This window comes from Streptomyces sp. NPDC001536, assembly GCF_042894505.1.
Classification (GTDB): domain Bacteria; phylum Actinomycetota; class Actinomycetes; order Streptomycetales; family Streptomycetaceae; genus Streptomyces.
In genome coordinates, this window is record NZ_JBIAVQ010000002.1 from 26420 (window position 1) to 52348 (window position 25929).

General features: G+C 69.3%; 19 protein-coding genes and 1 pseudogene. 11 read left to right on the plus strand and 9 right to left on the minus strand.

Translation table 11 applies throughout. From position 1 onward, the window contains the following. Positions 1-52: 52 nt before the first annotated feature. Both ACFY0U_RS05360 and ACFY0U_RS05365 read right to left on the minus strand, forming a co-directional pair. Entirely contained in the window at positions 53-1768 is a 1716-nt protein-coding gene (locus ACFY0U_RS05360; protein WP_388630548.1) for a glycoside hydrolase family 6 protein, read from the minus strand. 30 nt (positions 1769-1798) lie between these two features. After that, a pseudogene (locus tag ACFY0U_RS05365) lies at positions 1799-2620 on the minus strand (cellulose binding domain-containing protein). A 251-nt stretch (positions 2621-2871) separates the two neighbouring features. On the opposite strand from ACFY0U_RS05365, the gene ACFY0U_RS05370 reads away from it, so the two are divergent. Together ACFY0U_RS05370 and ACFY0U_RS05375 are read left to right on the plus strand one after the other, a co-directional pair. Continuing rightward, complete coding sequence (locus ACFY0U_RS05370) at positions 2872-5787, plus strand: glycoside hydrolase family 48 protein (RefSeq protein ID WP_388630551.1); 2916 nt, start codon at positions 2872-2874, stop codon at positions 5785-5787. Between the two features lie 289 nt (positions 5788-6076). Next, complete coding sequence (locus tag ACFY0U_RS05375) at positions 6077-8731, plus strand: cellulose binding domain-containing protein (protein ID WP_388630554.1); 2655 nt, start codon at positions 6077-6079, stop codon at positions 8729-8731. A 52-nt stretch (positions 8732-8783) separates the two neighbouring features. Here ACFY0U_RS05375 and ACFY0U_RS05380 read toward each other — a convergent pair whose 3' ends face one another. After that, complete coding sequence (locus tag ACFY0U_RS05380) at positions 8784-10667, minus strand: rhamnogalacturonan lyase (RefSeq protein ID WP_388630557.1); 1884 nt, start codon at positions 10665-10667, stop codon at positions 8784-8786. Positions 10668-10725: 58 nt separating this feature from the next. Further along, positions 10726-11676 (minus strand): helix-turn-helix transcriptional regulator, encoded by a 951-nt coding sequence (locus ACFY0U_RS05385; protein ID WP_388630560.1) that lies wholly within the window; start codon positions 11674-11676, stop codon positions 10726-10728. A gap of 62 nt (positions 11677-11738) precedes the next feature. On the opposite strand from ACFY0U_RS05385, the gene ACFY0U_RS05390 reads away from it, so the two are divergent. Beyond that, positions 11739-12218 carry a hypothetical protein gene (locus tag ACFY0U_RS05390; RefSeq protein WP_388630563.1) on the plus strand — a complete coding sequence of 160 codons (480 nt, stop codon included), beginning with the start codon at positions 11739-11741 and terminating at the stop codon, positions 12216-12218. Next, complete coding sequence (locus ACFY0U_RS05395; protein ID WP_388630566.1) at positions 12215-12676, plus strand: hypothetical protein; 462 nt, start codon at positions 12215-12217, stop codon at positions 12674-12676. The genes ACFY0U_RS05390 and ACFY0U_RS05395 overlap by 4 nt, the downstream gene beginning before the upstream one ends. On the opposite strand, the gene ACFY0U_RS05400 is transcribed toward ACFY0U_RS05395, so the two are convergent. Both ACFY0U_RS05400 and ACFY0U_RS05405 read right to left on the minus strand, forming a co-directional pair. Further along, entirely contained in the window at positions 12660-13403 is a 744-nt protein-coding gene (locus ACFY0U_RS05400; RefSeq protein ID WP_388630569.1) for a class I SAM-dependent methyltransferase, read from the minus strand. The genes ACFY0U_RS05395 and ACFY0U_RS05400 overlap by 17 nt on opposite strands. Position 13404: 1 nt before the next feature. Further along, complete coding sequence (locus tag ACFY0U_RS05405; protein WP_388630572.1) at positions 13405-13710, minus strand: 4a-hydroxytetrahydrobiopterin dehydratase; 306 nt, start codon at positions 13708-13710, stop codon at positions 13405-13407. Between the two features lie 118 nt (positions 13711-13828). On the opposite strand from ACFY0U_RS05405, the gene ACFY0U_RS05410 reads away from it, so the two are divergent. Further along, a complete protein-coding gene (locus ACFY0U_RS05410; RefSeq protein WP_388630575.1) occupies positions 13829-14626 on the plus strand; it encodes a helix-turn-helix domain-containing protein in 798 nt (265 codons plus the stop codon). Here ACFY0U_RS05410 and ACFY0U_RS05415 read toward each other — a convergent pair. Beyond that, positions 14608-15033: a hypothetical protein gene (locus ACFY0U_RS05415; protein WP_388630577.1), complete on the minus strand. Its 426-nt coding sequence runs from the start codon at positions 15031-15033 to the stop codon at positions 14608-14610. The genes ACFY0U_RS05410 and ACFY0U_RS05415 overlap by 19 nt on opposite strands. A gap of 239 nt (positions 15034-15272) precedes the next feature. On the opposite strand from ACFY0U_RS05415, the gene ACFY0U_RS05420 reads away from it, so the two are divergent. The 6 genes from ACFY0U_RS05420 (at position 15273) to narI (ending at position 23638) form a co-directional block, all read left to right on the plus strand. After that, complete coding sequence (locus tag ACFY0U_RS05420; protein WP_388630579.1) at positions 15273-16136, plus strand: helix-turn-helix transcriptional regulator; 864 nt, start codon at positions 15273-15275, stop codon at positions 16134-16136. Between the two features lie 84 nt (positions 16137-16220). Then, on the plus strand, positions 16221-17042 hold the full coding sequence (locus ACFY0U_RS05425; protein WP_388630582.1) for an SAM-dependent methyltransferase: 822 nt from the start codon (positions 16221-16223) through the stop codon (positions 17040-17042). Between the two features lie 83 nt (positions 17043-17125). Beyond that, positions 17126-20821 carry a nitrate reductase subunit alpha gene (locus tag ACFY0U_RS05430; protein ID WP_388630585.1) on the plus strand — a complete coding sequence of 1232 codons (3696 nt, stop codon included), beginning with the start codon at positions 17126-17128 and terminating at the stop codon, positions 20819-20821. Beyond that, positions 20821-22425: a nitrate reductase subunit beta gene (gene narH, locus ACFY0U_RS05435; RefSeq protein WP_388630588.1), complete on the plus strand. Its 1605-nt coding sequence runs from the start codon at positions 20821-20823 to the stop codon at positions 22423-22425. Before ACFY0U_RS05430 ends, narH begins: the two co-directional genes overlap by 1 nt. Further along, positions 22425-22919: a nitrate reductase molybdenum cofactor assembly chaperone gene (narJ, locus tag ACFY0U_RS05440; RefSeq protein ID WP_388630591.1), complete on the plus strand. Its 495-nt coding sequence runs from the start codon at positions 22425-22427 to the stop codon at positions 22917-22919. Before narH ends, narJ begins: the two co-directional genes overlap by 1 nt. After that, entirely contained in the window at positions 22916-23638 is a 723-nt protein-coding gene (gene narI, locus ACFY0U_RS05445; protein WP_388630593.1) for a respiratory nitrate reductase subunit gamma, read from the plus strand. The genes narJ and narI overlap by 4 nt, the downstream gene beginning before the upstream one ends. Before the next feature lie 4 nt (positions 23639-23642). Here narI and ACFY0U_RS05450 read toward each other — a convergent pair whose 3' ends face one another. Then, a complete protein-coding gene (locus ACFY0U_RS05450; protein WP_388630596.1) occupies positions 23643-23858 on the minus strand; it encodes a hypothetical protein in 216 nt (71 codons plus the stop codon). A gap of 38 nt (positions 23859-23896) precedes the next feature. Next, positions 23897-25774 carry a molecular chaperone DnaK gene (dnaK, locus tag ACFY0U_RS05455; RefSeq protein ID WP_388630599.1) on the minus strand — a complete coding sequence of 626 codons (1878 nt, stop codon included), beginning with the start codon at positions 25772-25774 and terminating at the stop codon, positions 23897-23899. Positions 25775-25929 lie beyond the last annotated feature (155 nt).

A 25929-nucleotide genomic window follows, 5' to 3' on the forward strand; every position in this document is an offset into this window, starting at 1 on the left:
CCGCCGCGCGGGCGCGACCAGCCACAGCGGACCCGCAGCCGCACTCACAGGGTCACGACAACGGCGGGTACGCGTTCGTCATCAGCTGCTGGAACTGCGCCGAGAACCAGTGCCCGGACAGCGGAGCGTTCGGCAGCGCACCGGACAGGTTGTTGCCGTTGCGCGGGTTGCCCGTGTACGTCGGGTCGCACATCCGGTCGAAGCCCTTGCCCTCGTCGTTGGGGATGGCAGAGCTCGAACCGTCGGACTCACCCGGGGGCTTGATCCACACGTAGGCGTCGATCCCGGCGGCGGGGTTGGCCTGCGGACGCTCACCGAGGCCGGCTCCGGACTGGTTGCACCAGTTGCCGACGTGGATACGGCGGTCGTAGCGGCCGCCGTTGACATAGGTGTCGACGTCCGTCGTCGCGCCCGGTCCGGCGGGCCGGGCGGTGCCGCCCCAGCCGTTGCGGGAGGTGTCGATCAGCATGCCGATACCGGAGTTGAAGCCGGTGGTGACCAGCTGGTTGCGGAAGGCCTGGGCGAACGACAGCTCGTCCACGTACCGGTTCCAGTCCACCCACTTGGACTCGCGGACGGACTTGCCGGCCACGGAGTCGTTGATGGTGTAGTTGTTCTCCTTCAGGGCGCTGTAGTTGGCCGTGTTGGCGATGAAGCCGTGCACGTCGTTGACGGTGGCGCCCTCGGTGGTGGCGGCCTCCTTCATCACCGTCGCGCTGGCGGCGAAGTTGTCGTCCCAGCCGATCCAGCCGTGGTGTCCGGCGTCGATGTAGTTGTAGACGTTGGGGGCGTCACCGAGCTTGTTCAGGGCGTAGCCGACGCCCTTCTGGTAGTTGCCGTTGGCCTTCATCACGTCGCACTGCGGGGTGGCGGTGGGACGGCTGCCGGTGTTGGTGACGAGGTTGGGCAGCGAGTCGATCTCGATGGTGGTGACGATCCGCAGCCCGGCGTACTTGGAGTCGGCGAGGATCGCGGCGATCGGGTCGATGTACTGCGTCTTGTACTTGTCGATCTCCGTCGGGCCGAGCTCGCCGTTGGAGGCGAGGGCGGCGCAGTCACGGCCGGGCAGGTTGTAGATGACGAGCTGGACGACGAGCTGGCCGGAGCCCTTCTGGGTGAGCGCCGCGTCGAGGTGGTCGCGCAGGCCCATGCCGCCGTTCACGCCGTTGATCGCGGCGATCCGGTCCAGCCACACACCGGTGGGCTGGTTGGAGATCCGGCTGCCGCCCGGCTCGGCGGCGGCCTTCGCCGACCACTCGGGGTTCACGTACACCTTGGCGCCGGTGTACGGGTTGTCGACCCGGGTGCCGCCCCCGGGGTCCGGCGGGTTGGTCGGACCGCTGCCGCCGTCGTCGACGTTGCAGGCCACCCCGTCGAGGGTGAACGTGGTCGGGATCGGGTTGGTGCCGCTGTAGGACCCGTTGAAGCCGAAGCTCACCGAACCGCCGGTCGCCAGCGTGCCGTTGTAGGTCTCGTTGGCGGCGGTGACGGCCGTCCCGCTCTGGGTGATCTTGGCGTTCCAGCCGCTGGTGACCTGCTGGTTGCCGGCGTACGCCCACTTGACCGCCCAACTGCTCTTGGCGGCGCTGTTGTTGGTGATCGTCACGGCGGCGGTGAAGCCGGTGCCCCACTGGTTCTGGATCTTGTAGTCGACGGTGCAGGGAATGGCGGTCACGCCGACGTCGGCCGGGACGTTGGCGAGCGCCGTTCCGGTGGCCCCGGCGGTCAGCGCCAGGGCGGCGAGGAGCGCAGTTCTGGTACGACTCATGAGTGCGGGTTTCCCTCTCCGATACGGGATTTACGGATTGACCGCGCGCAGGTGATCGCGCAGCCCGATGCCATACGACGTGGGAGTTCCGTCGTAGCTGGAGATCAGGGCGGGACCGGAGGAGCAGTTCCATGTGTTCCAGGTCCAGCCCGGGTAGGACAGGCCACGGTCGTCGAACCACTTCATGACCTGGTCGATGACGGCGTGGCCGCAGGTGTTCTCGCCGATCTCCCCGGCGACCAGCGGCACTTGGGCCGCCACCGGGGCGAGCGGGGAGTTCCAGCAACTCTCGTTCGCGCAGGAGTTGAAGTTGTAGACGTGCCAGGCGGCCGCGAGATTGTTCTTCAGGTCGCTGGGCTTGTACGTCAGCCATTGCCTGAGGTCGTTCGAGTACGCGGTAGGGCTCGTTGAACAGGTCGAGGACGACGGTAGGTCCAGTGCAGTTCGAGCATCGGCGTCATACCGTTCGCCTTCACCTTCGCCACCAGGTCCTCGACGCCGTTGATGTCATGCGAACCGGCGTACTGGGGCTTGATGTCGGACAGGCCGAGCCAGCACTCCTCGTTCAGCGGAATGCGGACCGTGTTGGCGTCGAGCAGACGACCTCCCCGACCAGGAGCCGAGGAAGCCGGCGCCGACCTTCGCGCCGGCGGCGAGCGTGCCGTTGTAGCTCTCGTTGGCCGCCGTCACCGTCGTACCGGACCGGGACCACTTGGCGTTCCGGACCTGGCCCAGCTTCTGACCGCCCGCGAAGCCGAAGACGAGACTCCGACTGCGCACGGCGGCGGCGTTGTTGGTGATGGTCACGGCGCCGGCGACGGCTAAAAGTACTGAACGCGGGGGGTGTCGCATGAGCGACTCCTTGCAGATCAGCGCGTCGTGACGGACGCGTCGACTGATGGAATCGCTCCCACTGGTGCCACCGAAGCTAGCGCCAAGTGACGGCAAAGAACAGAGGAGTCACTTGACTTTTCCTCAACCACATTCATCGAATCTTTTCGACTCTTCAAGCACCTTGACCCCTCACACCCTCATCCTCACTATGGGAGCGCTCCCACTGGTTCAAGCCTTGACTTCTCCGAGCCGCAAGGAGGAACCAGCACATGGCACCGAGAAAGAGACGCCGGGCTGTCCGGCGCTTATGGACGGCCGTCACGGCCGCCATGGCACTTCCGTTCGCGATGCTCAGCATGGGTTCAACTCCCGCACAGGCAGCCGCAGTTCAGTGCAGCGTCGACTACAAGACGAACGACTGGGGCTCCGGCTTCACCACGGACGTGACGATCACGAACCGCGGTACGGACGCCATCAGTGGCTGGACCCTCACGTATGCCTACACGGGCAACCAGAAGCTGACGAACGGCTGGAACGGCACCTGGTCCCAGTCCGGTCAGACGGTCACGGTGAACAACGCGAGCTACAACGGGAACATCGCGGCCGGCGCCGCGGTCTCCACCGGCGCGCAGTTCACCTACAGCGGCACCAACGCCGCCCCGACGTCCTTCGCGATCAACGGCACCACCTGCACCGGCGCGCACCAGCCGCCGATCACCGTGCTGACCAGCCCGGCGGCGGGCGCCGTCTACACCCAGGGCAACGCCGTCCCGCTCGCGGCGACCGCCGCGGCCGCCGACGGCGCCACGATCAGCAAGGTGGAGTTCTACGACAACACCACGCTGCTCGGCACCGACACGACCTCGCCGTACTCGCTCTCGGCCTCAAGCTTGACCGTGGGCAGTCATTCACTGTTGGCGAAGGCCTACGACAGCATGGGCGCGTCGGCGGAGTCCACACCGGTCGGCATCACGGTCGTCTCGGGCCCCGCCATCGTGGCCTCGGCGACCCAACTCGCCGTGCAGCAGGGCGAGACGGGCACGTTCGGGGTGAAGCTGTCGACGCAGCCGTCCGCGAACGTGACGGTGACGACCGCCCGCACCGGCGGCAACTCGGGCCTGTCCGTGACCGGCGGGGCTTCCCTGACCTTCACCCCGTCGAACTGGAACACCGCCCAGAACGTGACCATCACAGCAGACTCCTCCGGCACCGGAGCCGCGACCTTCGAGTCGACGGCGACCGGACACGCCAAGGCATCGGTGACGGTCACCCAGATCGAGGCGGCGGGCGAGTACGACGCCCGTTTCCTGGAGTTGTACGGCAAGATCACCAACCCGGCGAACGGCTACTTCTCACCCGAGGGCATCCCCTATCACTCGGTGGAGACGCTGATCGTCGAGGCGCCGGACCACGGCCATGAGACCACGTCGGAGGCGTACAGCTACCTTCTCTGGCTGCAGGCCATGTACGGCAAGGTGACCGGCGACTGGACCAAGTTCAACGGTGCCTGGGACATCATGGAGAAGTACATGATCCCCACGCACGCCGACCAGCCGACCAACTCCTTCTACAACGCCTCGAAGCCGGCGACCTACGCGCCCGAGCTGGACACGCCCAACGAGTACCCGGCAGCGCTCAACACCGGAGTGTCGGTGGGTTCGGATCCGATCGCCGGTGAACTGAAGACCGCATACGGTACCGACGATGTCTACGGTATGCACTGGTTGCAGGACGTCGACAACGTCTACGGCTACGGCAACGCGCCCGGCAAGTGCGAGGCGGGTCCGACGGACACCGGCCCGTCGTACATCAACACCTTCCAGCGCGGTGCGCAGGAGTCGGTGTGGGAGACGGTGCCGCAGCCGACCTGTGACGCCTTCAAGTACGGCGGCAAGAACGGGTACTTGGACCTCTTCACCGGTGACGCCTCCTACGCCAAGCAGTGGAAGTTCACCAACGCCCCGGACGCCGACGCGCGTGCGGTGCAGGCCGCCTACTGGGCCGACAAGTGGGCCGACGCGCAGGGCAAGGGCGGCGAGATCTCCGCGACGGTCGCCAAGGCCGCGAAGATGGGCGACTACCTGCGCTACTCGATGTACGACAAGTACTTCAAGAAGATCGGCAACTGCGTCGGTCCGACCACGTGTGCGGCCGGGACCGGCAAGGACGCCTCGATGTACCTGATGTCCTGGTACTACGCCTGGGGCGGCGCCACCGACACCTCGGCGGGCTGGGCCTGGCGCATCGGCTCCAGCCATGCGCACGGCGGCTACCAGAACCCGATGGCCGCGTACGCGCTGAGCTCCTACGCCGACCTCAAGCCCAAGTCGACGACGGGCGCCGCCGATTGGGGCACCTCGCTGACCCGGCAGATCGAGTTCTACCGCTGGCTCCAGTCCAACGAGGGTGCCATCGCGGGCGGTGCGACCAACAGCTGGGCGGGCCGGTACGCGACGCCGCCGGCCGGCAAGTCCACGTTCTACGGCATGTACTACGACCAGCAGCCCGTCTACCACGACCCGCCGTCCAACCAGTGGTTCGGCTTCCAGGCGTGGTCGATGGAGCGGGTGGCGGAGTACTACCAGCAGACGGGGAACGCGGCCGCGAAGACCGTCCTCGACAAGTGGGTGGACTGGGCGCTGGACCACACCACCATCAACCCCGACGGCACCTACCAGATCCCGTCGACCCTCCAGTGGTCGGGCCAGCCCGACACCTGGAACGCGTCAAATCCCGGGTCCAACAGCGGACTTCACGTCACCGTCGCCGACTACACCAACGACGTCGGGGTGGCCGCCGCGTACGCCAAGACCCTGACGTACTACGCGGACCGTTCCGGTGACACCGCCGCCGCGACGACGGCGAAGGCGTTGCTGGACGGCATGTGGGACAACTACCAGGACGCGCTCGGCATCGCCGTGCCGGAGAACCGGGCCGACTACAACCGGTTCGACGACGCGGTGTACATCCCGAGCGGCTGGACCGGCACCATGCCCAACGGCGACGCGATCAACTCGTCGTCGACCTTCGACTCCATCCGGTCGTTCTACGAGGACGATCCGGCCTGGTCGAAGATCGAGGCGTATCTCGCGGGCGGCGCGGTGCCGTCGTTCACGTATCACCGGTTCTGGGCCCAGGCGGACATCGCCTTGGCCATGGGTTCGTACGCGGAGCTCCTCGAATAGCCCCCGCCGGGCGCTCCGCGGGTTGGGCCGCTTGAAAACTGCGGGTCCGTTGTGGCTGGTCGCGCAGTTCCCCGCGCCCCTGAAAGGCAGGGGCGCGGCAGCTCACCCCCTGACCCGTGGAACCGCCTGAAAGGCTCCGCGTACGAGGTCTCGCCACCTGACGGCGAGGCCGACTCGCCGGGCGGCCCCCTCCCGCACAGGGGGTCGCCCGGCACCTCTCGCACTACATGGCAAGCGCTTGCTATTCGCACCTTCCCCCCTCCTCCCCCACGTCCCGGAAAGGACCCCCGTGCGAAGAACACGCATCCTCACGGCCGTGCTGGCGCTCGCGGCCGGCCTGCTCGCGGGTACCCCGCCCGCACTGGCCGCCGACACCACGAAGGCGGTCATCGCCGCCGACACCTACACCTGGAAGAACGCCCGGATCGACGGCGGTGGATTCGTCCCCGGCATCGTCTTCAACCGCAGCGAGAAGAACCTGGCCTACGCCCGCACCGACATCGGCGGCGCCTACCGCTGGGTGGAGTCGAGCAAGACCTGGACACCGCTGCTGGACTCGATCGGCTGGGACGACTGGGGGCACACGGGTGTGGCGAGCCTGGCCTCCGACTCCGTGAACCCCAACCGGGTGTACGCGGCGGTCGGCACGTACACCAACAGCTGGGACCCGGGGAACGGGGCGATCCTGCGCTCCTCGGACCGGGGCGCCAGCTGGCAGAAGACCGACCTGCCGTTCAAGCTGGGCGGCAACATGCCGGGGCGCGGCATGGGTGAGCGACTGGCGATCGACCCGAACAAGAACAGCGTGCTGTACCTGGGCGCGCCCAGCGGCAAGGGCCTGTGGCGGTCGACGGACTCCGGTGTGACCTGGTCGCAGGTCGCGAACTTCCCCAACGTGGGCAACTACGTCCAGGATCCGAGCGACACCTCCGGCTACGCCAGTGACAACCAGGGCATCGCGTGGGTCACCTTCGACGAGCGGACGGGTACGTCGGGCAACGCGACACAGACGCTCTACGTCGGGGTCGCGGACCTTCAGAACGCGGTGTACCGCTCGACGGACGGGGGCGCGAGCTGGTCGCGGCTGGCCGGGCAGCCGACGGGATACCTCGCGCACAAGGGCGTACTGGATACCGTCAACGGCTATCTGTACCTCGCATACAGCGACAAGGGCGGTCCGTACGACGGCGGCAAGGGCCGGCTGCTGCGGTACGCGACCGCGACCGGCACGTGGACGGACATCAGCCCGGTCGCCGAGGCCGACACGTACTACGGCTTCAGCGGGCTGACCGTCGACCGGCAGGATCCGGGCACGGTGATGGCGACGGCGTACAGCTCCTGGTGGCCGGACACCCAGATCTTCCGCTCCACCGACAGCGGCGCCACCTGGACGAAGGCCTGGGACTACACGTCGTATCCCAACCGTTCCAACCGCTACACGATGGACGTGTCGTCCTCGCCGTGGCTGACCTGGGGCGCCAACCCGTCGCCGCCCGAGCAGACGCCGAAGCTCGGCTGGATGACGGAGGCGCTGGAGATCGATCCGTTCAACTCGGACCGGATGATGTACGGGACGGGCGCCACGGTCTACGGCACGGAGAACCTGACGAACTGGGACTCCGGGAGCCAGTTCACCGTCAAGCCGATGGTGCAGGGCCTGGAGGAGACCGCGGTCCTCGACCTCGCCGCTCCCCCGTCCGGTGGCGCCCAACTCTTCAGCGCCCTGGGGGACGTCGGCGGTTTCCGGCACACGGACCTGACCAAGGTGCCGGCGATGATGTACACCCAGCCGAACTTCACCACGACGACGAGTCTGGACTTCGCCGAGACCAACCCGAACACGGTGGTGCGGGTCGGCGACCTCGACTCGGGTCCGCACATCGCGTTCTCCACCGACAACGGCGCCAACTGGTTCGGCGGGACGGACCCTTCGGGCGTCAGCGGTGGCGGCACGGTCGCGGCGGCGGCGGACGGCAGCCGCTTCGTGTGGAGCCCGACAGGCACCGGTGTGCAGTACGCGACGGGCTTCGGCTCGTCCTGGGCGGCGTCGGGCGGGATCCCGGAGGGCGCGATCGTCGAGTCCGACCGGGTCGACCCGAAGACCTTCTACGGCTTCAAGTCCGGGAAGTTCTACGTCAGTACGGACGGCGGCGCGACCTTCACGGCCTCGGCGGCCACCGGGCTCCCGAGCGGCGACAGCGTCCGCTTCAAGGCGTTGCCCGGCACCAAGGGCGATGTGTGGCTGGCGGGCGGCGCGACGGACGGCGCGTACGGTCTGTGGCACTCGACGAACGGCGGTACGTCCTTCACCAAGCTGTCGAACGTCGAGCAGGCCGACGCCGTCGGCTTCGGCAAGGCGGCCACGGGAGCCTCGTACCAAACCCTGTACACCAGCGCGAAGATCGGCGGCGTACGCGGCATCTTCCGCTCCACGGACCAGGGTTCGACCTGGACGAAGATCAACGACGATGCCCACCAGTGGGGTTGGACGGGTGCGGCGATCACCGGTGACCCGCGCGTGTACGGCCGCGTCTACGTGGCGACCAACGGCCGCGGAGTCATCTACGGCGACTCCTCCGACACGGGCGGCGGTGGCGGCACCGACCCCACACCGACGCCCACGGGCGCCTGCGCGGTGACGTACAAGATCACCAACCAGTGGTCGGGCGGCTTCCAGGCGGACGTCCAGCTCAGCAACACCGGCTCAAGTTCCTGGAGCGGCTGGTCACTCGGCTGGACCTTCCCCAACGGCCAGACGATCGGCCAACTGTGGAACGCCGAGCACACCCAGTCGGGTTCGGCGGTGACGGCCAAGAACGTGAACTGGAACGCCAACGTGGCGGCAGGCTCCTCCGTGAGCTTCGGCTTCACGGGCAACTGGTCGGGGACGAACACCAAACCGGCGGCGTTCAAGCTGGGTGACCAGACCTGCACCGTCAACTGAGCCCAGAGCGTGACGAGGCCCCGCCCACGAACGGGCGGGGCCTCGTCCGCCGTCAGGGGGTGTAGACCGTCGGCCTGGGCGCCGTGGCCATGCCGTTGCCGATGTAGAAGCTCGGGTGCGGGGGCTGGTTATAGGCCGTATTTTGCCAGGCCAGACCCGTGCGGTACATCGTGTCGTGGAGGAGGGTCGTGATCTTCGTGGTGGTCTCGTACGGCGTGGAGTAGATCCGCAGGGCCGTGTTGTCGGAGGTCGGCCAGACGACCTCCTCGCGCCAGTCGCCGAAGAGGTCGCCGGACAGGGACGGGGTGGCCTTGGTGCTGTTGTTGGAGTGAACGCCGGAGGCGGTCAGCAGGCGGGTGTCGGAGGAGGTGCCGTACTTGTCGATGCGGGTGCCGTCGAGGAGTTCGCGGGTGGTGTCGCCGTCCCACCAGGACAGGAAGTTGACCGACGACGGTTCGCGGCCCTTCGTCGCGCCGGCCTCGTCGCGGATGGAGGTGTCGGAGGCGGACCAGGCCTCGGCGCCGTCGTTGCCGGCGTAGATGTCCCCCGCAACCCCACGACCGTTGTCGCAGCAGGCGGCCAGCTGCCAACGGACCGCGCCTGTCGCGGGGTTGATGTACAGCTCGGCGGGCTGGGATGTCGACTCCGAGACCTTGAAGTACTCCAGACCGGACGTCGACGGGTCCAGGTCGCCCAGGTGCTGCGCGTCGCCGTGCCCGGTCCGCGTGGTCCACAGGCCGTTGCCGTTGTCGTCGACGGCCATCGCGCCGTACACGATCTCGTCCTTGCCGTCGTTGTCGACATCCCCGACGGACAGGCTGTGCGAGCCCTGACCGTCGTACCCCTTGCCGGAGTTGGTGGAGGAGTTGGTGTCGAAGGTCCAGCGGCGGGTGAAGGTCCCGTTGCGCCAGTCCCAGGCCGCCAGCACCGAACGGGTGTAGTAGCCCCGCGCCATGATCAGCGAGGGACGGGCCCCGTCCAGGTAGGCCGTGCCCGCGAGGAAGCGGTCGACGCGGTTGCCGTACGAGTCTCCCCAGGAGCTCACCGTGCCGCGGGCCGGGACGTAGTCGACGCTCTGCATCGCCTTGCCGGTCTGGCCGTTGAACATGGTCAGGTACTCGGGTCCGGACAGGACGTACCCGCTGGAGTTGCGGTGGTCGGCCGACGAACTGCCGATCACCGCGCCCGTCCCGTCGACGGTTCCGTCCGCGGTCTTCACGGCGACCTCGGCCTTGCGGTCGCCGTCGTAGTCGTAGACCTGGAACTGCGTGTAGTGCGCGCCGGAGCGGATGTTGCGGCCCAGGTCGATGCGCCACAGCCGGGTGCCGTCGAGCTTGACACCGTCGAGGATCGTGTTGCCGGTGTAGCCGGACTGGGAGTTGTCCTTGGCGTTGGTGGGCTGCCACTTGAGGACGAAGTCGAGCGCACCGTCACCGTCGAGGTCGGCCACCGACGCGTCGTTGGCCTCGTAGGTGTAGGCGACGCCGTCGGGGGTGGTGCCGCCCGCGGGCGGGCTGATCGGCACGTCCTTGTAGCCGGTGCGGAACTGGATCGCGTGCACCGAGTCGGCCTGCTCCACGCCGCCGACGATCGCGCGGATCGTGTAGTCGGCCTGGGACGGGGCGCCGGAGTGGAAGTAGTTCGTGGAGCCGGTGATCGGGGTCGAGTTGACCTTCGTACCGGCTCGATAGACGTTGAACGACACATCGTTGGGGTCGGTGCCGAGCCAGCGCCAGCTGACCAGGTTGCCGGCGTCGGTGTGGACGCTGACGACACCGCGGTCGAGTGCCTCCACCTGCCGGGCGGTCGCGGCCTCGGCCGTGCCGGTGGCGAGCTGGGTGAGGCCGGCGGCGACGAGCGCCGTGGCGGCGGTCAGCGCGGAGAGGACGGCCCTTCGTCTGCGGTGCGGGGGCGGCTGCGGGTGCGGGTGCTGCACGAGACGTACCTCCTGGGAGGACGGACGGGGGTCCGTGAGGACGTGCGGATTCCGTTCCTCAGTGGCCGCCGCGCGCGCTGGAGTTGCCGTACATTTCGGCCACTTCCGCCGCGGTGCGGGCGAGCCGTTCGCGCAGTTCGGGCGGCTCCAGGACCTCGATGTCCGTGCCCCTGCGCAGAAACTCGCCCAGGGCGTGGTCGACGGACTCGATGGGGACGGTGGCCAGGGTCGAGCCGTCCTCCTCGACACGGACGTCGACCGCCCGGGCGAGTGTCACCCCCGGCGCCAGCCGCACCACGGCCTCCTCCCGGTACAGCCGCTCATGGAAGTCCCGCTGGTAGTCCGCCCAGTACGCGGCCAGGTCGAAGTCGTCGGGTCGGTTGAACTCCCTCTCAGTCACGGCGAGTTGGAGAATCTGGTCGACCCGGAAGGTGCGCGGCCCCGGCCCGGCCACGACGTACCAGCGCCCCGCCTTCAGCACCAGCCCGTACGGCTCCAGCCGACGCTCCACATCAGTCGGTGTACGCCAACGACGGTATACGATATCCAGTACACGGTTGTTCCATACCGCATCCGCGACCGCCGACAGATACGGCGTCTCGTCCCCCTCCGCGTACCACCCCGGCGCGTCCAGATGGAAGCGGCCGCTGATCCGGTCGGCATGCGCCCGCAGCTCCACCGGCAGCGCCGCCCGCACCTTGAGCTGTGCCGCCGCCAGCACCGACCCCAGTCCCAGCTCGGCCGCCGGACCGGGCACGCCCGCCAGGAACAGCGCCTCGGCCTCGTCGGCGGTGAGCCCGGTCAGCCGGGTGCGGTAGCCGTCGAGCAGCCGGTAGCCGCCCGCGTGGCCCGCGTCGGCGTACAGCGGGACCCCGGCCGCGCTCAGCGCCTCCACGTCCCGGTAGACGGTACGCACCGACACCTCCAGCTCCTCGGCGAGCTGGGCGGCGGTCATCCGCCCCCGGGTCTGGAGCAGGAGCAGGATCGAGACGAGCCGACTGGATTTCACCGGCACAGAATCCCAGACTTCACTGACAGAAGATGTCAGTGAAGCGGTCCTAACGTCCCGGCATGAGCTTCACCGAGAAACTCCTCACCGTCCCACCCCCCATCGAGGTGGCGGGCCGGCACATCAAGCGCTACCACGTCACCGCCGACCCGGCCGGCATCGCGCCCGACGTGGAGAAGGCGGCGTACGAGATCCTCCCGGAGCTGCTGCCGGAGCCCGACGGCACCCCGCCCGCGACCTTCGTCGTCCTGCACCGGGGCGGCGACGACGGCGCCTACCTCAACGCCTACAGCTGGGTGTGGGACAACGTCCTGCACTTCCGCGGCGCCTCGGCCGGCCAGCCCGTGCTCGGCTGCCCCGACCGCGACCCCACCCACTTCGTCAAGCCCGATCTGCCGTGGATCGGCTGTGTCTGGGAGCTCCCGCCGATCCTGCACGAACGGGATGCCTGGGTGCGGCACCTGCTGGCCCCCGACGTCCCGGACCTGGCCGCCTACCTGGCCGACTCCCTGCCCGAAGGAACCACTGGAGACCGCGCATGAGCAGCCCGCACGACTTCGACTTCTTCCACGGCGAGTGGCAGGTCCGCAACCGCCGCCGCACCGACTTCCTCGACCCGGACAGCGCCTGGGAGGAGTTCCCGGCGACGAGCCGCTGCTGGCCGCTGTTCGACGGCACCGCCAACATCGACGAGATCGACATGCCGCATCTCGCCGCGAAGGGCGCGACCCTGCGACTCTTCGACCGGGAGACCGGGCAGTGGTCGCTGAACTGGGCCTCCAGTCGCAGCGGCACCCTCTTCCCGCCGGTTTTCGGTCAATTCGACGGCGACCGCGGTGAGTTCCACGGCGACGACACCCACGACGGCAAGGACGTGCGGGTCCGCTTCGTCTGGTCCGGCGTCTCCGACACCGGGGCCCGCTGGGAGCAGGCGTTCTCGCTCGACGGCGGGGACAGCTGGCTGACCAACTGGGTCATGGAGTTCACCCGGGCTTCCTGAAGGCCCGCAGCGCGAACACCGGGTCGGCGCGCGGCCGGTCCTGGTCCGGCAGGGCCTCCAGGCGGGCGGCGAGCGCCTCGGTGCGCGGGTCGCCCGGCGGCAGCAGGGTGAACCAGCCGCGCCGCAGGTCGGCGGCGGTACGGCGCGGGCTGCGGCCCTGCCCCCGGCCCGGAAACCGGGCCCGTCCGGCGTCGACTAGGCCCTGCGCGGCGGCGTACGCCTCGACGCGGGGCTCGGCGTCCGGGGCGGGCCTGCGGGGGCGCGGGGCGAGGACGGCGTCGACGTCGCTGCCGACGTCGTGCGCGGCGGCCTTGTCGACGGTGGTCACGTACACACCGCCGGGCCGCAGCACCCGGGCGCACTCGGCGACGATGCTGCGCACGTCGTCAGCGTCGTCGACGAGATGCAGCAGCCACACACTGGTCACCGCGTCGAAGGCTCCGTCGGGGAAGGGCAGTCGGCGGCTGTCCGCGAGGACGATCGCGCCGGGCAGCCGTGCCGCGGCCATCCGTGCCATGCCGTACGTCAGGTCGGCGCCCGCCACCCGCAGCGCGGGCCGTGCGTTCGCGAGCCGCCGGGTGACGATCCCGGTGCCGCAGGCCACGTCGAGCAGCCGGCGGGCGCTCTCGGGGACCAGGCCCAGGACGGCGTCGGCGGCCGCGGCGGCGCGGGGTTCGCCGCCGCGGGTGAGGTCGTAGGCGTCGGCCTCCTTGTCGTAGTCCAGCACCTCACCGGGCTCCGTGGTCGGGGGCGAGCGCCTCCACCCTCTGGGCGAGTTCGAAGTCCTTCTCGGTCACCGCGCCGCCCACGCTGTGCGTGTTCACGGTCAGGGACACCGTGTTGTAGCCGAGCGTGAGGTCGGAGTGGTGGTCGAGCTCCTCCTGGACCTGGGCGATGTGGACGACCATGGCCGTGGCCGCGAAGTGCGAGGCCAGACGGTAGGAACGGGCGAGGCGGTCCCCGTCGAGCGACCAGCCCGGCAGTTCCGCGAGGCGGTCCTCGATCTCCTTCTGCGACAGCGGTTCGAGGGGCATGACGCTGTTCCTTCCTGGGCTGGGGGTTCTCCTTCAGCCTGCCACACGGAGGCCGCCGAAGCCCTGGTCAGAAGGGTCCTCTTCCCCGGCGTACCGTTTCGTCGTCTACGGTCCTCGTATGACCACCACTGCCGTCGACAAGGGCGTCGGACCTTTGCTGCGGGCCTGGCGGGAGCAGCGCCGGGTCAGTCAGCTGGAGCTGGCGCTGCGGGCCGACTCCTCCGCCCGGCACATCAGCTTCATCGAGACCGGGCGTTCCCGGCCGAGCGAGGAGATGGTGCTGCGGCTGGCCGAGCATCTGGACGTCCCCGTACGGGAGCGCAACGCGCTGCTGCTGGCGGCGGGTTACGCCCCGCACTACGCGGAGACCCCGCTGGACGATCCGGCGCTGGACGCCGTGCGGGCCGGCATGGAGCGGCTGATCCAGGGCTACGAGCCCTATCCGGCACTGGTGCTGGACGCGATGTACAACGTGCTCGCGGCCAACCGGGGCATCCTCATGCTGCTCGACGGCATCCCGGAGTCCCTGCTCGAACCCCCGCTGAACGCGATGCGGCTCACGCTGCACCCCGAGGGCATGGCCCCCCGGATCCGCAACCTCCCCGAGTGGCGCGGGCATCTGCTCGCGCAGATGGAGCGGCAGATCGCGCTGCACCGCTCGCAGCCGCTACGGGAGCTGTACGAGGAGGTGGCGGCGTATCCCGTACCGGACACCGATCCCGGTGAACCGCTGGAGGACGTGCCGTACTTCGCGCTCCCGATGCAGATCGAGCACGAGGGCCGGGTGCTGTCGTTCATCTCCTCCATCGCCACCTTCAACACCCCCATGGACGTGACCGTCGCCGAGCTGGCCATCGAGACGTTCCTCCCGGCCGACCCGGCGACGGTCAAGTACCTTCAGTCGCTGATGTCCTGACGTGCCTTCAGGGACATGTACTGAAGGACGGCGAACCCGGCGACGGTCAGAGCCTGAAGCACGGTCCACACCGCACCCGCCGTCGAAGGAGTCAGCCACAGGGCCAGGGCGGCACAACTCACCACGGCCCAGGCGAGGTTGATCTCGACGACGGCCTGAACGGGCAGCGCGGCGGGGCGGGCCCGGGAGGCCAGCAGGCCGACGGCCGCGGCGTAGACCGCCAGGAACGCCCCGAGTTCGAGCAGGAGCGTGGAGTCGACCCCCAACAGGCGTCCCAGCGGCCCGGACAGGGCCAGGTAGGCGAGGGCGTTCGCGCCGGTCACGACCGCGTCGAGGGCGAGGAAGCGCCGCAGGGCGGTGTGCGGATCACCGGTGCGGGCGAGAGCGGACAGCTGGGTGGCGGACATGGTGAATCACCCTCCGGCGAGGTCGAGTTGGAGTTCCGAGAGACGTCGGGACCCGGGTTCCGGACCGGAGTGCGCCGGCCCGGAATCCGGTGTCACCACGATCCCGCCGTCGGCCGGCAGCGTCGATTACCCCCGAGGTAATGCCACACGTGGCGAGCGCCTCACCGCGGACCCCGTGAGACCGACAGCGGAACATGGCACACTGCCCTGCATACTTCGGCGCGTAGGGGAGGCGTGGCGTGAGTGAGCGGCGGCCTGCGCCCACAGTGGGTCAGGTGGTGCTCGGCAAGAGGCTCCAGGAGTTGCGGGAGGCGGCCGGGCTCAAGCGCGAGGAGGCCGCGAAGGTCCTCCGTGTGGCGCCCGCGACGGTACGGCGCATGGAGATGGCCGAGGTCGCCCTGAAGATCCCTTACGTGCAGCTGCTGCTCTCCACGTACGGCGTCCCCGCGGAGGAGACGGACTCCTTCGTCGCGCTGGCCGAGGAGGCCAACCAGCCGGGCTGGTGGCAGCGGTTCCACGATGTGCTGCCGGACTGGTTCAGCCTGTACGTGAGCCTGGAGGGTGCCGCCCGCATCATCCGCTCCTACGAACCGCACTTCGTGCCCGGCCTGTTGCAGACCGAGGCGTACGCGCGCGCCGTCATGGAGGCGGGCACCATCGCGCAGCAGGGCTCCGACACCATCGAGCGGCATGTGTCCCTGCGGATGGCCCGGCAGCAGCTGCTGGAGAAGCCGGATCCGCCCCACCTGTGGGTGATCATGGACGAGACGGTGCTGTGCCGGCCGGTCGGGCAGGGCGGCGAGGTCATGCGCGAACAGCTCGACAGGCTCCTGGAGTTCGCCGAGCGCGACCGGGTCACCCTCCAGATCGCGGAGTTCGCCGCGGGCCCGCACCCGGGGACGTACGCGCCCTTCTCGCTGTTCCGTTTCGCCGAGCCGGAACTGCCCGACATGGCGTTCACCGAGTATCTGACCGGCGCCCTGTACCTGGACTCCCGCGCGGAGGTCTCCGCGCATCTGGAGACCCTGGACCACATGACGGCGCGCGCCGCGTCGGCCGAACGCACCAAGAAGATCCTGCGAGAGCGCCGCGCGACTTATTGAGTCGCCCACGGCAACCTTCCGGCCACCCCCGACGACTCCCGAGCAGACCCCGTCAGGCACCGCGCACCGAGGAGAAGACACCGCATGACCGGATCCGGATCCGAAGCCGCGCCCACCACCGTCGACACCAGCCGCCCGCATCCCGCGCGGGTGTACGACTGGTGGCTGGGCGGCAAGGACAACTACCCGGTGGACGAGGCGCTGGCCCGCAGGATCCTCGCCACCGACGGCACGGCGGTGCGCGGGGCGCGGGCCAATCGCCGGTTCATGCACCGGGCGGTGCGGACGGCCGCCGAGACCGGGATCCGGCAGTTCCTGGACATCGGCACCGGCATCCCCACCGAGCCGAACCTCCACCAGGTGGCCCAGGAGGTCGCCCCGGAGTCGAGGGTCGTGTACGCCGACAACGACCCGATCGTCCTCCGGCACGCCCAGGCGCTGCTGCACAGCACCCCCGAGGGCGCCACGAACTATGTGCACGCCGACGTCCGGGACCCCGACACCATCCTGCGGCTGGCCGCGGAGACCCTGGACTTCGCCCAGCCCGTCGCGCTGTCCCTGGTGGCCCTCACCCACTACCTGGACGACGACCCCGCCGGCGACGACGCGTACGGCCTGCTCAAGCGGTACGTGGCCGAGCTGGCGCCGGGCAGCTTCGTGATCCTGTCCCAGGTCACCCCCGACCTGAGCCCGGAGGCCATCGCGAAGGCCGCCGAGCACTTCCGGGCCGGCGGCACCCCGTTCTACCCGCGTTCGCTCGCCGAGTTCTCGCGCTTCTTCGAGGGTCTGGAGCTGCTCGGCCCCGGCGTGATCCCGGTCTCCGGCTGGCGCCCCGGCCCCGAGGACGTGGCGGCCCAGGCGGAGGGCATCGTGCCGGTGTACGCGGGGGTCGCGCGCAAGGCGTGACTTGACCCGAACGGGTGCCGCCGACGGGTGCGCTCCCCTGCCCAGCCCTAGCTTCGAGAGCACGGGCAAGCAAGGGAGCGCATGTGACCGACACCCAGACACCGCCCTCGGAGCCGGGTGCGGCGCTGCTGCGGGCCGGGAGGTTCTTCCGGCCGGGCAAGCCGGCGCCCGACCTGCACAGCATCGGGCTGACGGGTGGGCGCGAGGCGGACGCCTTCTACCGGGACCGGTGGAGCCACGACAAGGTCGTGAACTCCACGCACGGCGTGAACTGCACGGGTTCCTGCCGCTGGAAGGTGTACGTCAAGGACGGCATCATCACGTGGGAGACCCAGCAGACCGACTACCCGAGCGTCGGCCCCGACCGCCCCGAGTACGAGCCGCGCGGCTGCCCCCGGGGCGCCGCCTTCTCCTGGTACACGTACTCCCCCACCCGGGTCCGCTACCCGTACGTGCGCGGTGTCCTGCTGGAGCTGTACCGCGAGGCCCTCGGCCGCCTCGGCGACCCGGTCCTGGCCTGGGCGGACATCCAGAACGACCCCGAGCGCCGGCGCCGCTACCAGCAAGCCCGCGGCAAGGGCGGCCTGGTGCGGGCCACCTGGGACGAGGCCGTGGAGATCGTCGCGGCCGCGCACGTCCACACGATCAGGACGTACGGCCCGGACCGCATCGCCGGGTTCTCCCCGATCCCGGCGATGTCGATGGTGTCGCATGCGGCAGGTGCGCGTTTCCATTCGCTGATCGGCGCCCCGATGCTGTCGTTCTACGACTGGTACGCGGACCTCCCGGTGGCCTCCCCGCAGGTCTTCGGCGACCAGACCGACGTCCCCGAGTCGGGCGACTGGTGGGATGCCGCGTATCTGATGATGTGGGGCTCGAACGTCCCGGTGACCCGTACGCCGGACGCGCACTGGATGGCGGAGGCCCGCTACCGGGGCCAGAAGGTGGTCGTGGTCGCGCCGGACTACGCCGACAACGCCAAGTTCGCCGACGAGTGGCTGCACCCGCACCCCGGCACGGACGGCGCGCTGGCCCTGGCGATGGGCCACGTCATCCTCAAGGAGTTCTTCGTCGACCGCGAGACACCGTTCTTCGCGGACTACGTACGCAAGTTCACCGACCTTCCCTTCCTGGTGACGCTCACGGAGAAGGACGGCGGCTACGTCCCGTCCAAGTTCCTGCGCGCCACCGACCTCGGTCAGGAGGGCGAGGGCGCGGAGTGGAAGACGGTCGTCCTTGACGCGGCGAGCGGCCGCGCGGTCGTCCCCAACGGCTCCCTCGGCTTCCGCTGGACCGATTCCGGCAAGGGCCGCTGGAACCTCGAACTCGGCCCGATCGAGCCGACGTTGACCCTGCACGGGCAGAAGATCTCCAGTGGCGTCGAGGTGCTGCTCCCCCGCTTCGACACCGAGGGCGGCGAGCACGGCCAGGGCCGGGGCGACGTCGTACGGCGCGGTGTCCCGGCGACGCGGCTGGGCGGGCCGAACGGCCCCCTGGTGACGACTGTCTACGATCTACTGTTGGCGCAATACGGTGTGCAGCGCCCCGACCTCCCCGGCAGCTGGCCCGCCTCCTACGAGGACGCCGGAGCGCCCGGCACCCCCGCCTGGCAGGAGGTGCACACCTCCGTCCCGGCCGCCAAGTGCGTCAAGATCGCCCGGGAGTTCGCGCGGACCGCCGAGCGCTCCAAGGGCCGCTGCATGATCCTGATGGGCGCCGGCACCAACCACTGGTTCCACTCCGAGACGATCTACCGCTCCTTCCTCGCCCTGCTCCAGCTGACCGGCTGCCAGGGCCGCAACGGCGGCGGCTGGGCCCACTACGTCGGCCAGGAGAAGTGCCGCCCGGTCACCGGCTGGGCCACCCTCGCCGCCGCCTCCGACTGGTCGCGGCCGCCGCGCCAGATGATCGGCACGGCCTACTGGTTCCTCAACACCGACCAGTGGCGCTACGACCACTTCAGCGCCGACGTGCTCGCCTCGCCGCTCGGTGAGGGCCGGTTCAAGGGCATGACGGGCGCCGACTGCCTGGCCCTGTCGGCGCGTTCGGGGTGGATGCCGTCGTACCCGACCTTCGACCGCAACCCGCTGGAGCTGGGCGCGGCCTTCGGCGACCCGGTGGCGAAGGCGGTGGCCGAACTCCGGGCGGGGACACTGAACTTCGCCTGCGAGGACCCCGACGCCCCCGAGAACTGGCCGCGCGTGCTGACGCTGTGGCGGGCCAACCTGCTCGGCTCGTCCGCGAAGGGCGCCGAGTACTTCACCAGGCATCTCCTGGGCACGCACTCGTCGTTGAGCGCCAAGGAGGCCGAGCCCGACGAGCGGCCCCGGGACGTGACCTGGCGGGACGAGGCCCCCGAGGGCAAGCTCGACCTGCTCCTTTCGCTGGACTTCCGGCAGACCTCCTCCACGCTGCTCTCGGACGTCGTCCTGCCGGCCGCGACCTGGTACGAGAAGAACGACCTGTCCAGCACGGACATGCACCCCTACGTGCACTCCTTCACCCCGGCCGTGGACCCGCCGTGGCAGGCCCGCACCGACTTCGACACCTTCAAGGCGCTCGCCGACCGGCTGAGCGAGATGGCGGTCCTGCACCTCGGCGTCCGCAAGGACCTGGTGGCGACCCCGATGCAGCACGACACCCCGGGCGAGACCGCCCAGCCCGGCGGGATCGTCCTGGACTGGAAGCGCGGCGAGTGCGATCCGGTGCCCGGCAGGACCCTGCCGAACCTCACCGTCGTCGAGCGGGACTACACGGCGATCGGCGCGAAGTTCCGGGCCCTCGGCCCACTGGTCGAGGAACTGGGGCTGCCCTGCAAGGGCATCGCCCTGAGGCCGGACGAGGAGGTCGACCACCTCCGGGAACTCAACGGGGTGGTCCGCGAGGGCCCCGCAGCGGGACGCCCCGCCCTCGACACGGCGGTGAAGGCCGCCAACACGATCCTGTCCCTGTCCGGCACCACCAACGGCCGCCTCGCCACCCAGGGCTTCCACACCCTGGAGGAGCGCACCGGCCAGGAGATGGCGCACCTCGCGGCCGAGCACGAGGGCAAGCGGATCACGTACGCCGACACCCAGGCGGCCCCCGTCCCGGTGATCACCTCTCCGGAGTGGTCCGGCAGCGAGGCCGGCGGGCGCCGGTACACGGCCTTCACGCTGAACACCGAGCACCTCAAGCCGTGGCACACCCTCACCGGGCGCCAGCACTTCTTCATCGACCACGACTGGATGCACGAGCTCGGCGAGGCGCTCCCGATCTACCGGCCGCCGCTCGACATGAACAAGCTGTTCAACGAACCCGAGCTCGGGCCGGACGGCCAACGGGAGGTGACGGTCCGTTACCTCACCCCGCACAACAAGTGGTCCATCCACTCCGAGTACCAGGACAACCTGTTCATGCTCGCCCTCTCCCGCGGCGGCCAGTCCATCTGGATGTCCCCGCAGGACGCGGACGCGATCGGTGTGAAGGACGACGACTGGATCGAGGCGGCCAACCGCAACGGCGTGGTCGTGGCCCGGGCGGTCGTCTCGCACCGCATGCCGGCCGGCACGGTCTACATGCACCACGCGCAGGAACGCACGGTGAACGTCCCCAAGACGGAGACGACCGGCAAGCGCGGCGGCATCCACAACTCACTCACCCGTCTGATCCTCAAACCGTCCCATCTCGTCGGCGGCTACGCCCAGTTGAGCTGGGCGTTCAACTACCTGGGCCCGACGGGCAACCAGCGCGACGAGGTCACGGTCATCCGCCGTCGCAGCCAGGAGGTCGAGTACTGATGCGCGTCATGGCACAGATCGCGATGGTCATGAACCTCGACAAGTGCATCGGCTGCCACACCTGCTCGGTCACCTGCAAGCAGGCGTGGACCAACCGCCAGGGCATGGAGTACGTCTGGTTCAACAATGTCGAGACCCGGCCCGGCCAGGGCTATCCGCGCCGCTACGAGGACCAGGAGAAGTGGCGCGGCGGCTGGGAGCTGAACAAGCGCGGCGCCCTCAAGCTCAAGGCGGGCGGCCGTTTCCACAAGCTCCTCGGCATCTTCTCCAACCCGAAGCTGCCGGAGATCAAGGACTACTACGAGCCCTGGACCTACGACTACAAGAACCTCACCGACGCCCCGCTCGGCGACGACTACCCGGTGGCCCGGCCGGTGTCGCAGATCGACGGCAAGCCGATGAAGATCGAGTGGTCCTCGAACTGGGACGACAACCTCGCCGGCGCCCCCGCCTACGGCGATCTCGACCCGATGGTCGAGCGCACCCGCCAACAGGCCGCGGACAAGGTGAAGTTCGAGTTCGAGCAGACCTTCATGTTCTATCTGCCGCGCATCTGCGAGCACTGTCTCAACCCGTCCTGCGTCGCCTCGTGTCCCTCCGGCGCGATGTACAAGCGGGCGGAGGACGGCATCGTCCTGGTCGACCAGGACCACTGCCGGGGCTGGCGGATGTGTGTGACCGGATGCCCGTACAAGAAGGTCTACTTCAACCACCGCACCGGCAAGGCCGAGAAGTGCACGATGTGCTACCCGCGCGTCGAGGTCGGTCTGCCGACGGTCTGCTCGGAGACGTGCGTGGGGCGGCTGCGCTACCTCGGTGTGATCCTGTACGACGCCGACAAGGTGACCGCCGCGGCCTCCACGCCCGAGGAAAAGGGCCTGTACGAAGCCCAGTTGGGCGTCTTCCTCGACCCCGACGACCACGCCGTGCAACGGGCGGCGGAGGAGGCCGGGATCCCCTACGACTGGATGGAGGCAGCCCGCCGTTCCCCCGTGCGGGCGCTGATCAGCACGTACAAGGTGGCGCTCCCCCTGCATCCGGAGTACCGCACCATGCCGATGGTCTGGTACATCCCGCCGCTGTCCCCGGTGGTGGACGCGCTGACGGAGACCGGCCACGACGGCGAGGACGCCCAGAACCTCTTCGGCGCCATCGACACGCTCCGCATCCCCCTGGAGTACCTCGCGGAGGTCTTCACCGCGGGCGACACCGCCCCGGTGCGGGCCTCCCTGGAGAAGCTCGCGGCGATGCGCGCCCACATGCGGGCGATCAACCTCGGCGAGGAGCCGGACCCTTCGGTCACCGAGGCCGTCGGCATGAAGCCCGCGGAGATCGAGGAGTTGTACCGGCTGCTGGCGATCGCCAAGTACGAGGACCGCTACGTCATCCCGACCGCCGCCGTCGGTGACGCGCGCCGGCTGGAGGAGTCGGCGATCCCGGAGGACTGCTCCCTCGAGTACGACGGCGGCCCGGGCATGGGCGGCGACGGGCCGTTCGGCCAGGACTCCGGCCGCAAGCTGCTGCCGGTCGTGTCCGTGGAGAACTTCCACGGTCTGCGCAAACGCCAGACGTCCGACGACCCGGCCGACGCCGAGGAGGTCTGATGCCCTCGTACGCCGTGCTGTACCAGGCAGCCGCGCTCTGTCTGACGTATCCCGACGACGACTTCCGCGCCCGCCTGCCGCTGCTGCGTGAAGCGGCCCCGCAGCTACGGGAGTTCGTCGACCACGCGGCGCTCACCCCGCCGCAGGAACTGGCCGCGCACTACGTCCAGGTCTTCGACTTCAAGAACCGGCACAGCCTCTATCTGAGCTGGTGGCAGGACGGGGACACCCGCCGGCGCGGTATGTCGCTGGTCCGCTTCAAGGAGGTGTACCGGGCGGCCGGACTGGAGTTCACCGGCGAGGAGCTGCCCGACTTCCTGCCCGCGGTCCTGGAGTTCGCGGCCCGCACCGGCGACACCGCCCTGCTCATCGAACACCGGGAGGGCCTGGAGCAGCTGCGCTCCCGGCTCACCGACTTCGGTACACCGTACGCATCCGTCCTGGATGCCGTATGCGCCACACTGCCGAACACGTACACCGGGGTGCGCTCATGACCACACTCCTCTGGGGCGTCCTGCCGTACGTCGCCTTCGCCCTGCTCGTCGCCGGTCTGATCTGGCGCTACCGCTACGACAAGTTCGGCTGGACCACCCGATCCTCGCAGGTCTACGAGTCGAAGCTGCTGAACATCGCCTCGCCGGCCTTCCACTACGGCATCCTGTTCGTGCTGGCCGGGCACATCGTGGGGCTGTTCATCCCGATGTCGTGGACCGAGAACATCGGGGTCAGCGAGCACGCGTACCACTTGCTCTCCCTCTACGGCGGCACGGCGGCCGGGGTGCTCGCGGTCGGCGGGATCCTGGTGCTCGTATACCGTCGACGGACGAAGGCACCCGTCTTCAAGGCGACCACCGCCAACGACAAGCTCATGTACCTGGTGCTGCTCGCCGCGATCGCGATGGGCATGATCGCCAAGCTCACCCACGCCTCCGGCGACGGCTACAACTACCGTGAGTCCATCGGCCCCTGGGCGCGCAGCCTGTTCACGCTCCAGCCGGACATCGACCGGATGGAGGGCGTGCCGGTGCTGTACCAGGTCCACGCGGTGATCGGGATGGCGCTGATCGCGTTCGTGCCGTACAGCCGGCTGGTGCACATGTTCAGCGCGCCGGTGCAGTACTTGTTCCGCCCCTATGTCGTGTACCGCAGCCGCGACCCCAAGCAGTTGGGGCCGCGGCCGGAGCGGCGGGGGTGGGAGAAGACGGGCGCGTAGTCCGTCAGCCGCCGTCGACGTGGCCGGCGGGGGCGGCGCCGCCGTCGTAGTGCCCGTCCGTGCTGTTGTCGTGGTGGCCGGCCGGGGCCGCGTCCACGGACCAGTCCCGGTTGTCCGGGCTGTCCACGACCCCGGGCACGCCCACGGCCGCGGCCCCCGCCAGCAGCGAACCTGCCGCCAGTGCCGCTAACCGTGCGCGCCGCTTCCTGTTGTCACCCATGCTCGTATCCCTCCGTGAAGTCCGGTACTGCCAGCATCTCAGGCCGCGCCGCCCTTCTGACCCTTGTCGTCCTTCTCGTCGTCGACGATCTCCGCGTCCACCACGCCTTCCTCCTCCGGCGACTCGGACGACGCCGACTGCTCCTGCCCGGCGGCCGGTTCGGACTGCGCCTGGGCGTACATCGCCTGGCCCATCTTCTGGCTGACGGTGGCGAGTTTCTCGACGCCGGTGCGCAGCGCGTTCGTGTCGGCGTTCTGCTCCAGGAGCGTCTTCAGCTCCGCGATCGCCGACTCCACCTCGGACTTGGTGTCGGCGGGGACGCGTTCCTCGTTGTCGCGGATGAACTTCTCGGTCTGGTAGACGAGTTGCTCGGCGTGATTGCGGGTCTCGGCCGCCTCCCGGCGGTTGCGGTCCTCCTCGGCGTACTGCTCGGCCTCGCGCATCATGCGGTCGATGTCGTCCTTGGGGAGCGCGGAGCCGCCCGTCACCGTCATCTTCTGTTCGCGGCCGGTCGCCAGGTCCTTGGCGGAGACGTGCATGATCCCGTTGGCGTCGATGTCGAACGCGACCTCGATCTGCGGGACGCCGCGCGGTGCGGGCGGCAGTCCGGTGAGGTCGAAGACGCCCAGCTTCTTGTTGTACGCGGCGATCTCGCGCTCGCCCTGGTACACCTGGATGCCCACCGAGGGCTGGTTGTCGGTCGCCGTCGTGAAGATCTCCGAACGGCGGGTCGGGATCGTGGTGTTGCGTTCGATGAGCTTGGTCATGATGCCGCCCTTGGTCTCGATGCCCAGGGACAGCGGGGTGACGTCGAGCAGCAGGACGTCCTTCACGTCACCACGGATGACGCCTGCCTGGAGGGCCGCGCCGACGGCGACGACCTCGTCCGGGTTGACGCCCTTGTGCGGGTCCTTGCCGGTGAGTTCCTTGACCAGGTCGGTGACGGCGGGCATCCGGGTCGAGCCGCCGACGAGGATGACGTGGTCGACGGCGGCGAGCTTGATGCCGGCGTCCTTGACTGCCTGGTGGAAGGGGGTCTTGCAGCGGTCGAGCAGATCGGCGGTCAGCTCCTGGAACTGGGCGCGCGTCATCTTCTCGTCGAGGTGCAGGGGGCCGTCGGCGGAGGCGGTGATGTAGGGGAGGTTGATCGTCGTCTCCGAGGAGCTCGACAGTTCGATCTTGGCCTTCTCGGCGCCCTCGCGCAGCCGTTGCAGCGCCATCTTGTCCTTGCCGAGGTCCACGCCGTACTGCCCCTGGAACTTCTTCACCAGGTGCTCCATGACCCGCTGGTCCCAGTCGTCGCCACCGAGCCGTGTGTCGCCGTTGGTGGCCTTGACCTCGATGACGCCGTCGCCGATCTCCAGCAGGGAGACGTCGAAGGTGCCGCCGCCGAGGTCGAAGACGAGGACGGTCTGCTCCTCGCCGCGGTCCAGGCCGTAGGCGAGCGCGGCGGCGGTGGGCTCGTTGATGATCCGCAGCACGTTCAGGCCCGCGATCTCCCCGGCCTCCTTGGTGGCCTGGCGCTGGGCGTCGTCGAAGTACGCCGGGACGGTGATCACCGCGTCGGTGACGTCCTCGCCGAGATAGGACTCGGCGTCCCGCTTCAGCTTCTGGAGCACCCGCGCGGAGAGCTCCTGCGCCCGGTAGCGGGTGCCGTCGACATCCCCCTGGTCCGGGAAGCGCCAGCTCCCGTCGCCCATGTACCGCTTCACCGAGCGGGCCGTCCGCTCGACGTTCGTCACCGCCTGCCGTTTGGCGACCTCCCCGACGAGCACCTCACCGTTCTTGGCGAAGGCCACGACCGACGGCGTGGTCCTGGCCCCCTCCGCATTGGCGACGACCGTGGGGTCGCCGCCCTCCAGGACGGCCACCACGGAGTTCGTGGTCCCCAGATCGATCCCGACCGCGCGTCCCATCGCTGTCCCCTTCCGCCAGGGCACTTCCCGGACTCCAGCACAAAACTTGAGCGGGCTGTTGTCAATGCCGCGTACCCATGCCGAGTACCCGTGTACCCGGAAACGGGCGATGCCGCGTCCCCCTCGCGAAGGGGGCGCGGCATCGCGGGACGTGC

Bases quoted from the DNA above. Each gene is read 5' to 3' on its own strand.
- ACFY0U_RS05360 (WP_388630548.1), bottom strand. From the start codon at position 1,768: ATGAGTCGTACCAGAACTGCGCTCCTCGCCGCCCTGGCGCTGACCGCC.
- ACFY0U_RS05370 (WP_388630551.1), top strand. From the start codon at position 2,872: ATGGCACCGAGAAAGAGACGCCGGGCTGTCCGGCGCTTATGGACGGCC.
- ACFY0U_RS05390 (WP_388630563.1), top strand. From the start codon at position 11,739: ATGAGCTTCACCGAGAAACTCCTCACCGTCCCACCCCCCATCGAGGTG.
- ACFY0U_RS05395 (WP_388630566.1), top strand. From the start codon at position 12,215: ATGAGCAGCCCGCACGACTTCGACTTCTTCCACGGCGAGTGGCAGGTC.
- ACFY0U_RS05405 (WP_388630572.1), bottom strand. From the start codon at position 13,710: ATGCCCCTCGAACCGCTGTCGCAGAAGGAGATCGAGGACCGCCTCGCG.
- ACFY0U_RS05410 (WP_388630575.1), top strand. From the start codon at position 13,829: ATGACCACCACTGCCGTCGACAAGGGCGTCGGACCTTTGCTGCGGGCC.
- ACFY0U_RS05415 (WP_388630577.1), bottom strand. From the start codon at position 15,033: ATGTCCGCCACCCAGCTGTCCGCTCTCGCCCGCACCGGTGATCCGCAC.
- ACFY0U_RS05425 (WP_388630582.1), top strand. From the start codon at position 16,221: ATGACCGGATCCGGATCCGAAGCCGCGCCCACCACCGTCGACACCAGC.
- narH (WP_388630588.1), top strand. From the start codon at position 20,821: ATGCGCGTCATGGCACAGATCGCGATGGTCATGAACCTCGACAAGTGC.
- narJ (WP_388630591.1), top strand. From the start codon at position 22,425: ATGCCCTCGTACGCCGTGCTGTACCAGGCAGCCGCGCTCTGTCTGACG.
- narI (WP_388630593.1), top strand. From the start codon at position 22,916: ATGACCACACTCCTCTGGGGCGTCCTGCCGTACGTCGCCTTCGCCCTG.
- ACFY0U_RS05450 (WP_388630596.1), bottom strand. From the start codon at position 23,858: ATGGGTGACAACAGGAAGCGGCGCGCACGGTTAGCGGCACTGGCGGCA.
- dnaK (WP_388630599.1), bottom strand. From the start codon at position 25,774: ATGGGACGCGCGGTCGGGATCGATCTGGGGACCACGAACTCCGTGGTG.